At 63.1% G+C, this 13,298-nt stretch carries 11 protein-coding genes; 10 read left to right on the forward strand and 1 reads right to left on the reverse strand.

Annotated elements, in window-relative coordinates; translation table 11 throughout:
* Positions 1 to 21: 21 nt before the first annotated feature.
* The 10 genes from ftsY (at position 22) to hutH (ending at position 11,979) form a co-directional block, all read left to right on the forward strand.
* Positions 22 to 1,836: a signal recognition particle-docking protein FtsY gene (gene ftsY / locus ACB039_RS15510; protein WP_268423425.1), complete on the forward strand. Its 1,815-nt coding sequence runs from the start codon at positions 22 to 24 to the stop codon at positions 1,834 to 1,836.
* Positions 1,837 to 1,906: 70 nt separating this feature from the next.
* Complete coding sequence (ftsE, locus tag ACB039_RS15515) at positions 1,907 to 2,578, forward strand: cell division ATP-binding protein FtsE (protein WP_005323433.1); 672 nt, start codon at positions 1,907 to 1,909, stop codon at positions 2,576 to 2,578.
* Positions 2,578 to 3,531 carry a permease-like cell division protein FtsX gene (gene ftsX / locus ACB039_RS15520; RefSeq protein ID WP_005323432.1) on the forward strand — a complete coding sequence of 318 codons (954 nt, stop codon included), beginning with the start codon at positions 2,578 to 2,580 and terminating at the stop codon, positions 3,529 to 3,531. The genes ftsE and ftsX overlap by 1 nt, the downstream gene beginning before the upstream one ends.
* A 464-nt stretch (positions 3,532 to 3,995) precedes the next feature.
* Positions 3,996 to 4,850, forward strand: a complete 855-nt coding sequence (gene rpoH / locus ACB039_RS15525; RefSeq protein WP_043131310.1) for an RNA polymerase sigma factor RpoH — start codon at positions 3,996 to 3,998, stop codon at positions 4,848 to 4,850.
* 128 nt (positions 4,851 to 4,978) lie between these two features.
* A complete protein-coding gene (can, locus tag ACB039_RS15530; RefSeq protein WP_041206790.1) occupies positions 4,979 to 5,638 on the forward strand; it encodes a carbonate dehydratase in 660 nt (219 codons plus the stop codon).
* Between the two features lie 11 nt (positions 5,639 to 5,649).
* Positions 5,650 to 6,354, forward strand: coding sequence for a histidine utilization repressor (gene hutC / locus ACB039_RS15535; RefSeq protein WP_042650572.1), 705 nt, complete (start codon positions 5,650 to 5,652; stop codon positions 6,352 to 6,354).
* Between the two features lie 155 nt (positions 6,355 to 6,509).
* Positions 6,510 to 7,745: an imidazolonepropionase gene (gene hutI / locus ACB039_RS15540; protein WP_270824478.1), complete on the forward strand. Its 1,236-nt coding sequence runs from the start codon at positions 6,510 to 6,512 to the stop codon at positions 7,743 to 7,745.
* Positions 7,738 to 8,676 carry a formimidoylglutamase gene (gene hutG, locus ACB039_RS15545; RefSeq protein ID WP_371165984.1) on the forward strand — a complete coding sequence of 313 codons (939 nt, stop codon included), beginning with the start codon at positions 7,738 to 7,740 and terminating at the stop codon, positions 8,674 to 8,676. The genes hutI and hutG overlap by 8 nt, the downstream gene beginning before the upstream one ends.
* 65 nt (positions 8,677 to 8,741) lie before the next feature.
* Positions 8,742 to 10,445 (forward strand): urocanate hydratase, encoded by a 1,704-nt coding sequence (hutU, locus tag ACB039_RS15550; protein ID WP_371165985.1) that lies wholly within the window; start codon positions 8,742 to 8,744, stop codon positions 10,443 to 10,445.
* Between the two features lies 1 nt (position 10,446).
* Positions 10,447 to 11,979: a histidine ammonia-lyase gene (gene hutH / locus ACB039_RS15555; protein WP_139744568.1), complete on the forward strand. Its 1,533-nt coding sequence runs from the start codon at positions 10,447 to 10,449 to the stop codon at positions 11,977 to 11,979.
* A gap of 144 nt (positions 11,980 to 12,123) precedes the next feature.
* On the opposite strand, the gene ACB039_RS15560 is transcribed toward hutH, so the two are convergent.
* Positions 12,124 to 13,221, reverse strand: coding sequence for a calcium:proton antiporter (locus ACB039_RS15560; protein ID WP_303806724.1), 1,098 nt, complete (start codon positions 13,219 to 13,221; stop codon positions 12,124 to 12,126).
* Positions 13,222 to 13,298: the final 77 nt, after the last annotated feature.

Raw genomic sequence — 13,298 nt, forward strand, 5'->3', positions numbered from 1 at the left:
AACGAAGTGAGTATTTTTTAGATGGCAAAAGGTTTGTTTTCCTGGCTGGGTTTCGGCCGCAAGAAAGAAGAGGCTGAGGCCGTCCAATCACAGGCCCCTGACGCCACCCCGGCTGTCGCCGAGTCCGAGGCCCCCGTTGCCCCCACTCCCGTCGCTGATGTTTCCCTGACCGAGGCCCCTGCTGTATTGCACGAGGCGCCCCTGGCGACCCCTGACGAAGGTCCCCTGGTGGTGGAGGAACCTGCCTCCGAACTCGAGCCTGTCATCGTCAATGAGGCGCTGATCGCCGCCGAGGCCGAGGCTGTCGAAGCTGCATGCGTTGCCGCTGAGGCCCAGGCTGCGGAAGCTGCTCGTGTTGCCGCCGAGGCACAAGCTGTGGAAGCTGCTCGCGTTGCTGCTGAGGCCCAGGCTGCGGAAGCCGCCCGTGTTGCCGCTGACGCCCAGGCTACCGAAGCCGCCCGTGTCGCCGCTGAAGCCCTGGCTGCGGAAACCGCTCGTGTTGCTGCCGAAGCGCAAGCTGCGGAAGCTGCCCGCGTTGCCGCCGAGGCCCAGGCTGCGGAAGCCGCTCGTGTTGCCGCCGAGGCACAAGCTGCCGAAGCTGCTCGTATTGCCGCCGAGGCACAGGCTGCGGAAGCCGCTCGTGTTGCCGCCGAGGCTCAGGTTGCGGAAGCCGCTCGTGTTGCCGCCGAAGCCCAGGCTGCGGAAGAGGCCCGTATTGCTGCCGAAGCCCGAGCCGCAGAAGAAGCTCGCATTGCCGCCGAGGCTCAGGCTGCCGAGGAAGCCCGTATCGCCAAAGAGGCACAGCGAGCGGAAGATCTGCGTCTGGTGGCCGAGATGGAGGCTGATGCCGCCGCGCTGGCAGCCCTGCCCCTGGCCGCCAAGGTGGACGACGACACTCAGGACAAGCCGCAGCGGGAGGGCTTCTTTGCCCGCCTCAAGCGCAGCCTGGTGCGTACCAAGGAAAATATCGGCTCCGGCTTCTTCGGCCTGTTCCGTGGCAAGAAGATCGATGACGAGCTGTTCGAGGAGCTGGAGACCCAGCTGCTGACCGCCGATCTCGGCGTGGATACCACCAGCCGCATCATTGAAAGCCTGGTGCAGCACGCGGACCGCAAGCAGCTCAAGGATGCCGAGGCGCTCTATGGCCTGCTCAAGCAGGACATGGGCGAGATGCTGGCGAAAGTCGAGCAGCCGCTGGTGATCGACACCAGCAAGAAACCCTATGTGATCCTGATGGTCGGCGTGAACGGCGTCGGCAAGACCACCACCATCGGCAAGCTGGCCAAGCAGTTCCAGGCCGAAGGCAAAAGCGTGATGCTGGCGGCGGGTGATACCTTCCGTGCCGCTGCGGTCGAGCAGTTGCAGGTGTGGGGTCAGCGCAACAACATTCCGGTGATCGCCCAGCACACTGGCGCCGACTCCGCCTCCGTCATCTATGACGCCATCGAGGCTGCCCGCTCCCGAGGTGCCGACGTGCTGATCGCCGATACCGCTGGCCGCCTGCAGAACAAGAGCAACCTGATGGAAGAGCTCAAGAAGGTGGTGCGGGTGATGAAGAAGCTGGATGAGGAAGCGCCTCACGAGATCATGCTGACCCTGGATGCGGGCACAGGCCAGAATGCCCTGAGCCAGGCCAAGCTGTTCAGCGAGGCGGTGGGCTTGAACGGCATCACCCTCACCAAACTGGACGGGACCGCCAAGGGCGGCGTCATCTTCGCGGTGGCCGACAAGTTCCAGATCCCGATCCGCTACATCGGGGTGGGCGAGGGGATCGACGATCTGCGTCCCTTCGTTGCCAACGACTTTATCGAGGCACTCTTCAGCCGCGATGAATGAGTCCGGCCGCGATGAGTAAGTGTTCCATACCCCGACCCAGGTCGGGGTTTGTCAATATCAGGAAACCGTTATGATCCGTTTTGACAAGGTCAGCAAGGTATACAGCGGTGGCCATCAGGCGCTGCAGAAGGTCAGCTTCCACCTGCGCAAGGGGGAAATGGCCTTCCTGACCGGCCACTCGGGGGCGGGCAAGAGTACCCTCCTCAAGCTCATCAGCGTGATGGAGCGGCCGACCGATGGGCGCGTCTTCTTCCATGGCGATGACGTCAGTCATATCCAGCGCAGCCAGATCCCCTATGTGCGTCGCCAGATCGGCATGATCTTCCAGGATCACCGGCTGCTGATGGACAGAACCGTGTTCGACAACGTGGCCCTGCCACTGGTGATCGATGGCTATAGCCATGCTGACATCAACAAGCGAGTGGCGGCGGCGCTGGACAAGGTCGGCCTGCTCGGCAAGGAGCGTTACCAGCCGCGCATGCTCTCCGGTGGTGAGCAGCAGCGGGTCGGCATCGCCCGGGCCATCGTCAACAAGCCGCCCCTGCTGCTGGCGGATGAACCGACCGGCAACCTGGATCCTCAGCTCTCCATGGACATCATGCGACTGTTCGAGGAGTTCAACCGTTTCGGGGTCTCGGTGCTGATTGCCACCCACGATCTGGGGCTGATCGCCCGCATGCGCTATCGCACCCTGACCCTGAAGGCAGGGCGCATGTATTCCCAAGAGCAGGAGGAGAGCTGATGGCTATCGTTCGTCATAAACAGCCGCCGCTGCGCCGTCTGATGATGTACGGTGTGGACCACGTGCGTCAGGCCTTTGCCAGCCTGGGAGAGCTGTGGCGCAATCCGCTTGCTTCCCTGATGACGCTGGCGGTGCTTGGTGTCAGTCTGGCGCTGCCTTCCTGCTTTCACGTGCTGCTGAAGAACGCCGAAGTGGTGGAAGGGAGCTGGCAGACCAGCTCCCAGATATCCCTCTATCTGCGCAAGGATCTGCCGGAGCAGAGCATCCTCGACATGAAGCAGCGGATCCTGCTCTATCCCGAGGTGGAATCCGTCACTTATATGAACCGGGACGAGGCGCTCAAGGAGTTCCGCGAGATCTCCGGTTTCGGCGATGCCCTCGATTACCTCGACAGCAACCCGCTACCGCCTGTGCTGAGCGTCATCCCGGATCCGCGCTGGCAGAATCCGGAAGGGGCCGCCGAGCTGCTCGCCAAGCTGGAGAACGAACCCGGCATCGAGCAGGGCAAGCTGGATCTGCAGTGGCTGACCCGGTTGCAGGGGATCATGAACCTGTTGCGTCACACCATCACCGGCATAGCGGTGCTGCTGCTTTCTGCCGTGCTGCTGATCGTCGGCAACACCCTCAGGCTCAATATTCTCAACCAGAGATCCGAGATCGAAGTGCTCAAGCTGGTGGGGGCGACCGATGCCTTCATTCACCGTCCCTTCCTCTACACCGGCATCTGGTTCGGGGTCATCGGCGGCATGCTGGCCTGGTGGCTGACCGAGGTAATGGTGATCTGGAGCGAGGGGGTGGTGAAGGAGCTGGCGGGGCTTTACAACAGCAACTTCCGGCTGGTGGGGATGGGGGCGTTCGACGGCTTCAACCTCATACTGTTGGGGGCCTTGCTGGGGTTGATCGCGTCCTGGTTCTCGGTGCACAGGCACATTCGTGACATAGAACCGTCCTGATTAATTTATCAGCATTTTAAAGCGCTGGATTTTGCGAACTGGATCAAGTAAAAGAGTGGCCCGTTTCTGGCACGGGCCACTTTCTCAGAGTAATCTGAATGATGCCTGCGCCAAGGATCATATTTGGATCCTGTGAACCTTTTGATTTATAAACAGTCTATCTAGTGCAACAGAATGTATACGGGTGTGGCCCCTCTGCCTTGCTCGTCTGACTTGGCAAGCATGTGAAGGTTGCGAGCTCCGCAACAATGGACTTAGCATGCTACTTTTCAGGGGTCCTTCATTGTGACCCCTTTTTTTTGACCGTTCATTTATGATTCATCCCGTCGGCCTAAGATAGGCCGGGCTCACGCTGAGGCCGATGTTTGACTTGTGTTTGATGTGGGCCGCAGAATGACTCCCGGTCAGTAGACAGACCCTCTCAGGGTGTTAGACTGATTCGATTGAAAAGTAAGAGGTAGAACATGGGAACTTCATTGCAACGCACTATGGCTATGATTCCGCAAGGTAGTCTGGAAGGCTATATCCAGGCCGTCAACTCGATCCCCGTGCTGAGCGCAGAGGAAGAGCGTGAACTGGCGATGCGTTTGCAGCAGGGTGGCGACCTCGAGGCTGCCCGTCAGCTGGTCATGTCGCATCTGCGTTTTGTCGTTCACGTGGCCAAGAGCTACTCCGGCTATGGCCTGCCTCAGGCCGATCTGGTGCAGGAAGGCAACATCGGCCTGATGAAGGCCGTCAAGCGCTTCGACCCGAGTGTCGGGGTGCGCCTGGTTTCCTTCGCCGTGCACTGGATCAAGGCCGAGATCCACGAATATGTGCTGCGCAACTGGCGCATGGTCAAGGTGGCCACCACCAAGGCCCAGCGCAAGCTGTTCTTCAACCTGCGCAAGTCCAAGAAGCGTCTGGGCTGGCTGAACCACGAAGAGGTTCAGGCCGTTGCCGCGGATCTCGGGGTCTCTGCCGCGGACGTCACCGAGATGGAAGCGCGCATGAGCAACTACGATCAGGCCTTCGACCTGGTCGGTGACGATGAGGATGAAGGTGGCTTCGCTCCCGTCCATTATCTGGAAGACAAGTCTTCCGATCTGGCCGCCACCATCGAGAACGACAACTGGGACAGCCATGCCACCCGTCGCCTGAGCGCGGCCATGGCGACCCTGGACGAGCGCAGCCAGCACATCATCCGTGCCCGCTGGCTTGATGACGAGAGCAAGACCACCCTGCAGGAGCTGGCTGATACTTACGGCGTCTCGGCCGAGCGTGTGCGCCAGCTTGAGAAGAACGCACTCAAGAAGCTGAAAGACGCCATGGATGCCTGAGGGCATTCTCTTGTAGAAAACAGGGCCTGATGGCCCTGTTTTTGTTTCGCGGGGATCTGGTCGGCCTTGCCTTGGTTACCCTTGTGTATGGTATGTTGCCGCCACTGCCACAGTTAGGGAGAGCAGAAGTGAAACTGTTGAACGACCTGTTTACCAACAACCGCGAGTGGGCGGAACGGATCAAGGCCGAAGATCCCGAGTTCTTCGCTACCCTATCCGCCCAGCAGGCGCCCGAGTACCTCTGGATCGGCTGTTCCGACAGCCGGGTTCCCGCCAACCAGCTGATGGGGCTGCTGCCGGGGGATGTCTTCGTCCACCGCAACGTCGCCAATCTGGTGGTGCACACCGATTTCAACTGCCTCTCCGTGCTGCAATACGCGGTGGAGGTGCTCAAGGTGAAACACATCATCGTCTGCGGCCACTACGGTTGCGGCGGCGTCAAGGCGGCGATGCAGAACCAGGAGCTGGGCCTCATCGACAACTGGCTGCGCAACATCAAGGATGTCTATTTCAAGTACGGCGAAGAGCTCGAAGCCATCGAGGATGAGCACGAGCGCTTCGACTACCTGTGCGAGCTGAACGTGGCCGAGCAGGTCGCCAACGTCTGCCATACCACCATCATCCAGAATGCCTGGCGCAAGGGGCAGGAGCTGGCGGTGCACGGCTGGATCTACGGCATCAAGGACGGTCTGCTGCACGATCTCGATCTCTGCATCAGCGGCCCTGATCAGATCCCGGACGTCTACCGCGCCTGGCCGGACATGCGTCCGCCTCACCGTCGTCGCTGAGGAATCCATTGGTGGCACCCGCCCTCTATCTGCAGATCAAACAGCACATCCTGGACGGGATCCGCGAACGCCACTATCAGGCGGGCGACAGGATCCCGACCGAGGCCGCCCTGTGCGAGCAGTTTGCCGTGAGCCGGATGACGGTCAACAAGGCGCTGCGTGAGCTGGTGGCCGAGGGCTGGCTCAATCGCACCGCCGGATCCGGCAGCTTCGTGGCGGACAGGCGCGCCGAGTCGCCGCTGCTGGCCATTCGCAACATCGCCGACGAGATCGCCGAACGGGGCAGCCAGTACAGCGCCCGGGTGATCCGCCTGCAGCGTCAGGCTGCCGACGAGAAGGTGGCGGTGCGACTGGGTTTGCGGGTCGGGGCGCCCACCTTTCACAGCCTGATCGTCCATCAGGCCGATGGGGAGCCGCTGCAACTGGAGGAGCGTTTCGTCGATGCCGAGCGTCTGCCCGGCTATGGCGAGCAGGACTTCACCCAGCAGACGCCGAACAGCTATCTGATGGAAATCTGCCCCCTCTCCGAGATGGAGCACGTGGTGGAGGCGGTGCTGCCGAGCGCCGGCGAGGCGGGCTTGCTGCAGGTGCGGGTCGATACCCCCTGCCTGCTGCTGCATCGCCGCACCTGGTCGGATGGCTTTCTGGTCTCCTATGCTCGCCTGCTCTCGCCAGGCTCCCGCTACAAGTTGAGCTCCAAGACCCGACTGACTTAATTGTATATACATATCTTGTTTTGAAAGCCCACCCCTTGGTGGGCTTTTTTGTGCTTAAACTCTAATAAAACCGCTGTTATCAAGATGTGAACTTGATCCTTTCTTTCTCATCAGAGATCGGCTATAAATTATTGTATATACATTTAGGGGTCGATATGAACAAGGAACTGTTGAACTGCGAGCGGGTCTGGCTCAACGTGACACCCGCCACCCTGCGCTCCGATCTGGCGGACTATGGTCTGCTGGAACCCCATGTCCTCGGTGTGCATGAGGGCAGGATCCACGCCCTGGTCCCCATGCAGGATCTCAAGGGGCCCTATCCCGCCCACTGGCGTGACATGAAGGGCAGGCTGGTGACCCCTGGCCTCATCGATTGCCACACCCACCTCATCTTTGCCGGCAGCCGGGCCGAGGAGTTCGAGCTGCGCCAGAAGGGGGTCCCCTATGCGGAGATCGCCCGCAAGGGGGGTGGTATTATCTCCACTGTGCGCGCCACCCGCGCGGCCAGCGAGGATCTGCTCTATGAGCTGGCGGTGCCGAGGATCAAGTCCCTGATCCGGGAAGGGGTCACTACCGTGGAGATCAAGTCCGGCTATGGCCTCACCCTGGCGGACGAGCTCAAGATGCTGCGGGTCGCCCGCCGACTGGGGGAGGCGCTGCCCATCCGGGTCAAGAGCACCCTGCTGGCCGCCCATGCGGTGCCGCCGGAGTACCGCGACGATCCCGACTCCTGGGTCGAGACCATCTGCCAGGAGATCATCCCGGCAGCGGCCGAGGCGGGTCTGGCGGATGCGGTAGATGTCTTCTGCGAGCACATCGGCTTCTCCCTGGCCCAGACCGAGCAGGTCTATCTGGCGGCGGATCAATACAATCTCGCGGTGAAGGGGCACATGGAGCAGCTCTCCAACCTGGGGGGGAGCACGCTCGCCGCCAACTTCGGCGCCCTCTCGGTGGATCACCTGGAGTATCTGGATCAGGACGGGATCCAGGCGCTGGCCCACCGTGGCGTGGTCGCCACTCTGCTGCCTACCGCCTTCTATTTCCTGAAGGAGACCAAGCTGCCGCCGGTCACCGCCCTGCGCAAGGCGGGCGTGCCCATGGCGGTCTCCTCCGACATCAATCCGGGCACGGCCCCCATCGTCTCCCTGCGCATGGCCATGAACATGGCCTGCACCCTGTTCGGCCTGACCCCGGTGGAGGCCATGGCCGGGGTGACCCGCCACGCCGCCCGGGCGCTCGGCGAGCAGGAGCGTCTGGGGCAGTTGAGAGTGGGCATGCAGGCCGATTTTCTGATCTGGAATTGCGCCCACCCCTCCGAGATCAGCTACCTGATCGGGGTCGATCAACTGGTCAGCCGGGTCCTCAACGGGGAGGAGACACTCCATGGATAAGTTCAACATGACCGACATGTCGGTCTGGCAGGGGCGCCAGGATCCGGAAGATGGTGAACTGGCCCTGCGCTGGCACAACAAGGTGCAACCCTGGCAAGCCGACAGCGAGCCCGGCGTGGTGCTGCTCGGTTTTGCCTGTGACGAAGGGGTGCGCCGCAACAAGGGGCGGGTCGGCGCCGCCGCCGCGCCGCTGGCGATACGCAAGCTGCTAGCCAACACCGCCTGGCATCTGGGCCGACTTGTCCATGACGGCGGCGATCTGGCCTGCGAGGACGGCGATCTCGATGCCGCCCACGACCGGCTGGCGGAACGGGTTGCGAGCGCGCTGGATCTGGGCCACTTCCCGCTGGTGCTGGGAGGTGGCCACGAGGTGGCCTTCGGTAGCTGGAGCGGCCTCAATCGCCATCTGGGTGGCAAGGGCCGGGTCGGCATCATCAACTTCGATGCCCACTTTGACCTGCGCATGAAGCAGGAGCAGGCAAGCTCGGGCACCCCCTTCTTCCAGATAGCCGAGCAGTGCGCCGCACAGGGCACGCCCTTTACTTACGCCTGCCTCGGGGTGGCCGAGACCGCCAACACGGCGGCGCTCTTTGCCCGCGCCGAGACGCTGGGAGTCTGGCATGTGCTGGACGAGGAGATGACCCAGGCCGAGCTGCCGGTGTTGCTGGCGGGGCTGGACGCCTTTATCGCCCGCTGCGATCACCTCTATCTCACCATAGATTTGGATGTGTTACCCGGCAACCTGATGCCGGGGGTGAGCGCCCCCGCCGCCCGCGGCGTCGAGCTGGCCGTCATCGAACCCCTGATCGCCCATATCCGGGCCAACGGCAAGCTCAGGCTCGCCGATCTGGCCGAGTACAACCCGAGTCTGGATCTCGACAACCGCAGCGCCCGCGTGGCCGCCCGGCTGGTCCATCAACTAACCAAGTAGCCGGCCGACTCGCCAGGGGCACTGTGCCCCCGCATGGCGGCTGCATTGATAAACAAGGAGTGTCTATGTCTGTGCAACACCAGGATCCCCGTCACGACCCGAGCCGGGTCATCCGTGCCCCCCGCGGCACCGAGCTGACCGCCAAGAGCTGGCTGACCGAGGCGCCCCTGCGGATGCTGATGAATAACCTGGATCCGGAAGTGGCCGAGCATCCCCAGTCCCTGGTGGTCTATGGCGGTATAGGCCGCGCCGCCCGCAACTGGGCCTGCTACGACAAGATAGTCGAGGTGCTGACCCGCCTCGAGGAAGACCAGACCCTGCTGGTGCAATCCGGCAAGCCGGTCGGGGTGTTCCAGACCCACAAGGACGCGCCCCGGGTGCTGATCGCCAACTCCAACCTGGTGCCCCACTGGGCCAACTGGGAGCACTTCAACGAGCTCGATAAGAAGGGCCTGATGATGTACGGCCAGATGACCGCCGGCTCCTGGATCTACATAGGCACCCAGGGGATAGTGCAGGGCACCTACGAGACCTTCTTCGCGGTGGCGAACCAGCACTTCAACGGCGAACCGAAAGGACGCTGGATCCTCACCGGCGGTCTGGGTGGCATGGGCGGCGCCCAGCCCCTGGCCGCCACCATGGCCGGTTTCTCCATGATTGCCGTGGAGTGCGACGAGACCCGCATCGATTTCCGCTTGAAGACCCGCTACGTCGACAAGAAGGCCCACAGCCTGGATGAGGCGCTGGCCATGGTCGAGGAAGCCAAACGTAGCGGCAGCGCCGTCTCCGTCGGCCTGCTCGGCAACGCCGCCGACGTCTTCGCCGAACTGGTGGCCCGTGGCATCACCCCGGACGTGGTGACCGACCAGACCTCGGCCCACGATCCCATCCACGGCTACCTGCCCCAGGGCTGGAGCGTCGCCCAGTGGCGTGAGCTGCAAAAATCCGCCCCCCAGGAGGTGAACCAGGCGGCTCGTCACTCCATGGCGCGCCAGGTGGAAGCCATGTTGACCCTGCAAGCCCGTGGTGCGGCCACGCTGGATTACGGCAACAACATCCGCCAGATGGCGTTGGAAGAAGGGGTCAAGAATGCTTTCGACTTCCCGGGCTTCGTACCGGCCTATATTCGCCCGCTGTTCTGCGAGGGCATAGGTCCCTTCCGCTGGGTGGCGCTGTCCGGGGATCCGGAAGACATCTACAAGACCGACCAGAAGGTGAAGGAGCTGATCCCGGACGATCCCCATCTGCACAACTGGCTCGACATGGCCCGCGAGCGTATCGCCTTCCAGGGCCTGCCGGCGCGGATCTGCTGGGTCGGGGTCAAGGATCGGGTGCGCCTGGGCCTTGCCTTCAACGAGATGGTGAAGAATGGCGAGCTGAAAGCCCCCGTGGTCATAGGTCGCGATCACCTGGACTCCGGCTCTGTGGCGAGCCCGAACCGGGAGACCGAATCCATGATGGATGGCTCCGATGCCGTCTCCGACTGGCCGCTGCTCAACGCCCTGCTGAACACCGCAGGTGGCGCGACCTGGGTCTCCCTGCACCACGGTGGTGGCGTCGGCATGGGCTTCTCCCAGCACTCCGGGGTGGTGATCGTCTGTGACGGCAGCGACGACGCCGCCAAGCGGGTCGGTCGCGTGCTGCGCAACGACCCGGCCACCGGGGTGATGCGTCATGCGGACGCGGGCTACGAGATTGCCATCAACTGTGCCCAAGAGGCGAAACTGGATCTGCCGATGCTGAACACAGCTGGCAAAGGGGTGAAATAAGATGTTTGAACTCAATCTGCAACCGGGCAAGCTCTGCCTCGCCACCCTGCGCCGCGTCAGCCGCGAGCCTGTCCATGTCAGCCTGGACTCGTCCGCCCTGCCGGGGATCCACGCCTCCGCAGCCGTGGTCACCAAGGTGATCGAGCAAAACCGCGTGGTGTATGGCATCAACACCGGCTTTGGCCTGCTGGCCAACACCCGCATCCCGGTGGAGCAGCTGGATGAACTGCAGCGCTCCATAGTGCTCTCTCATGCAGCTGGGATTGGCGAGTATATGGATGACGCCACTGTGCGGCTGATGATGGTGCTCAAGGTCAACTCGCTGGCGCGGGGCTTCTCCGGCATCCGCCTGACGGTGCTCGAGGCCCTGATGACCCTCATCAACGCCGAAGTCTATCCTGTGGTGCCGAAGAAGGGCTCCGTCGGTGCCTCCGGCGACCTGGCCCCCCTGGCCCACATGAGCTGCCTGCTGATAGGTGAAGGCAAGGCCCGCCACAAGGGCGAGCTGATCGACGCCGCCACTGCGCTCAAGATTGCGGGCCTGGAGCCCATCGCCCTGGCACCCAAAGAGGGGCTGGCGCTGCTCAACGGCACCCAGGCCAGCACGGCGTTCGCGCTGGAGGGGTTGTTCCACGCCGAGGATCTGTTCGCCGGCGCCATCACCATAGGTGCCATGAGCGTGGAGGCGGCTCTGGGCAGTCGCCGTCCGTTCGATGCCCGCATCCATGAGGTGCGCGGTCAGCGCGGCCAGATCGATGCCGCCGCCTGCTATCGCCACCTGCTGGTGGATGGCAGCGAGATCGGCATGTCCCATCACAACTGCGAGAAGGTGCAGGATCCCTACTCACTGCGCTGCCAGCCCCAGGTGATGGGGGCCTGTCTGGCCCAGATCCGCCACGCCGCCGAGGTGCTGGTGTGCGAGGCCAATGCGGTCTCCGACAACCCCCTGGTGTTTGCCGAGGATGAGGAGATCCTCTCCGGTGGTAACTTCCACGCAGAGCCGGTGGCCTTCGCCGCCGACAACCTGGCCCTGGCCATCGCGGAAATCGGCTCCCTCTCCGAGCGACGCATGGCGCTGCTGATCGATTCCCGCATGTCGGGCCTGCCGGCCTTCCTGGTCAACAACGGCGGTGTGAATTCCGGCTTCATGATCGCCCAGGTCACCTCGGCGGCGCTCGCCTCCGAGAACAAGACGCTAGCCCACCCGGCCTCGGTGGACAGCCTGCCCACCTCGGCGAACCAGGAGGATCACGTCTCCATGGCCACCTTCGCCGGTCGCCGTCTGGCGGACATGGCGGAGAACACCCGCGGCATACTGGCGGTGGAGCTGCTCGCCGCCGCCCAGGGGCTGGACTTCCGCGCCCCCCTGCGCAGCACAGAGCTCATCGAGCTGGCCAAGGGACGACTGCGTGAAGAGGTCAGCTTCTACGACAAGGACAGGTACTTCTCGCCGGACATCGAGGCCGCCGCCGCCCTGCTGGGGCGTGCCAGCTACAACGATCTGATCCCGGCCGGGGTGCTGCCGAGCCTGTAAGCCTTGGTCCCCCTTCTCCCCTGGCGGGAGAAGGGTTGGGGATGAGGGGGAAGCCGCCTCACTGGCGCCGGTGAGATCCGGGAGTAGATGATAAAAGACCGCCCGATGGGCGGTCTTTGCGTTTCTGGCGCTGGTTGGGTGCGGCTATTCGTGTTCGAACATCAGGAACAGATAAACGACAAACAACACCAGATGGGTGGCGCCATGGAGCACATTGGTGCGGCCACTGCTGAAGGTCACTTTACAGACCATGAGAGTGGTGATGAGCAGCACCATGTCGGCGGCGGAGAGGCCGAGGCGCACCTCCTGCCCGAGCAGGGCGCCGATGAAGAGCACCGAGGGGACCGTCAGGGCGATGGTGGCCAGCACGGAACCGAAGTAGAGGTTCATGGCGCGCTGCAACTGGTTGTTGAAGGCGGCCTTGATGGCGCCGACCGCCTCAGGCGCGAGCACTATACAGGCCACGATGAAGCCACCCAGCGCCGCCGGGGCCTCCAGCACATGGACCCCGTAGTTGATGGGGATGGCCAGCGTCTTGGCCAGCAGTATCACCACCACCAGGTAGGCGAGCAGCAGCAGGGTGTGATAGACGTTGCTGCGTAGTATGCCGTGGTGTTCCTCGTGGTCCTCGTGGTCGCTGTCGACGAAGAAGTGGCTGTGGCTGCGGGTCTGGATCAGCAGGAAGACGCCGTAGAGCAGCACCGAGATGATGATCAGCATCCAGGACATGGCGCTGGACATGCTGCCCAGGGTGCCGCCCCGGGTGAAGTTCGGCAGCACCAGGCAGAGCAGGGCCAGGGGAATGATGGCGACCAGGTAGGATTTGACCCCGTCCAGATTGAAGTTCTGGGTGTGATAGCGCCAGCCGCCAAACAGCAGGGTGAAGCCCACCAGGCCGTTGGTCACCAGCATCACCACGGCGAACATGGTGTCGCGGGCCATGGTGGGGTTGGGGTCGCCGGTCAGCATCACGGAGGAGATCATCACCACTTCTAGGGAGATGACCGACAGGGTCAGGATCAGGGTGCCGAAAGGTTCACCCAGCTTGATGGCCAGGGCGTCGGAGTGACGCACGACGGAGAAGATGGCCCAGGTGACGATGGCGAGCAGGGCCAGTGACACCGGCAGGTAAACCGCAAGGGGGGTTGCTTCTGTCAGCAGGTCGCTGCCCAGGGTCTTGAAGAAGAGCAGGGTCAGCAGGCCAACGGGCAGGGCAATCTCTTGCCGGATAAAGGACTTCATAGGCAGTGGTTCTCATCTCGGGGCGGCCGTGGCCGACGGGTAGGGAGACAACAGGTCGCGCCACAGGGGTGGCGCGC

This window comes from Aeromonas sp. S2(2024) (genome assembly GCF_041402505.1).
GTDB lineage: Bacteria > Pseudomonadota > Gammaproteobacteria > Enterobacterales > Aeromonadaceae > Aeromonas > Aeromonas media.

Excerpts from the sequence above, each read along its gene's own strand:
- ftsY (WP_268423425.1), top strand. The coding sequence starts at position 22 with ATGGCAAAAGGTTTGTTTTCCTGGCTGGGTTTCGGCCGCAAGAAAGAA.
- ftsE (WP_005323433.1), top strand. The coding sequence starts at position 1,907 with ATGATCCGTTTTGACAAGGTCAGCAAGGTATACAGCGGTGGCCATCAG.
- ftsX (WP_005323432.1), top strand. The coding sequence starts at position 2,578 with ATGGCTATCGTTCGTCATAAACAGCCGCCGCTGCGCCGTCTGATGATG.
- rpoH (WP_043131310.1), top strand. The coding sequence starts at position 3,996 with ATGGGAACTTCATTGCAACGCACTATGGCTATGATTCCGCAAGGTAGT.
- hutI (WP_270824478.1), top strand. The coding sequence starts at position 6,510 with ATGAACAAGGAACTGTTGAACTGCGAGCGGGTCTGGCTCAACGTGACA.
- hutG (WP_371165984.1), top strand. The coding sequence starts at position 7,738 with ATGGATAAGTTCAACATGACCGACATGTCGGTCTGGCAGGGGCGCCAG.
- hutU (WP_371165985.1), top strand. The coding sequence starts at position 8,742 with ATGTCTGTGCAACACCAGGATCCCCGTCACGACCCGAGCCGGGTCATC.
- hutH (WP_139744568.1), top strand. The coding sequence starts at position 10,447 with ATGTTTGAACTCAATCTGCAACCGGGCAAGCTCTGCCTCGCCACCCTG.
- ACB039_RS15560 (WP_303806724.1), bottom strand. The coding sequence starts at position 13,221 with ATGAAGTCCTTTATCCGGCAAGAGATTGCCCTGCCCGTTGGCCTGCTG.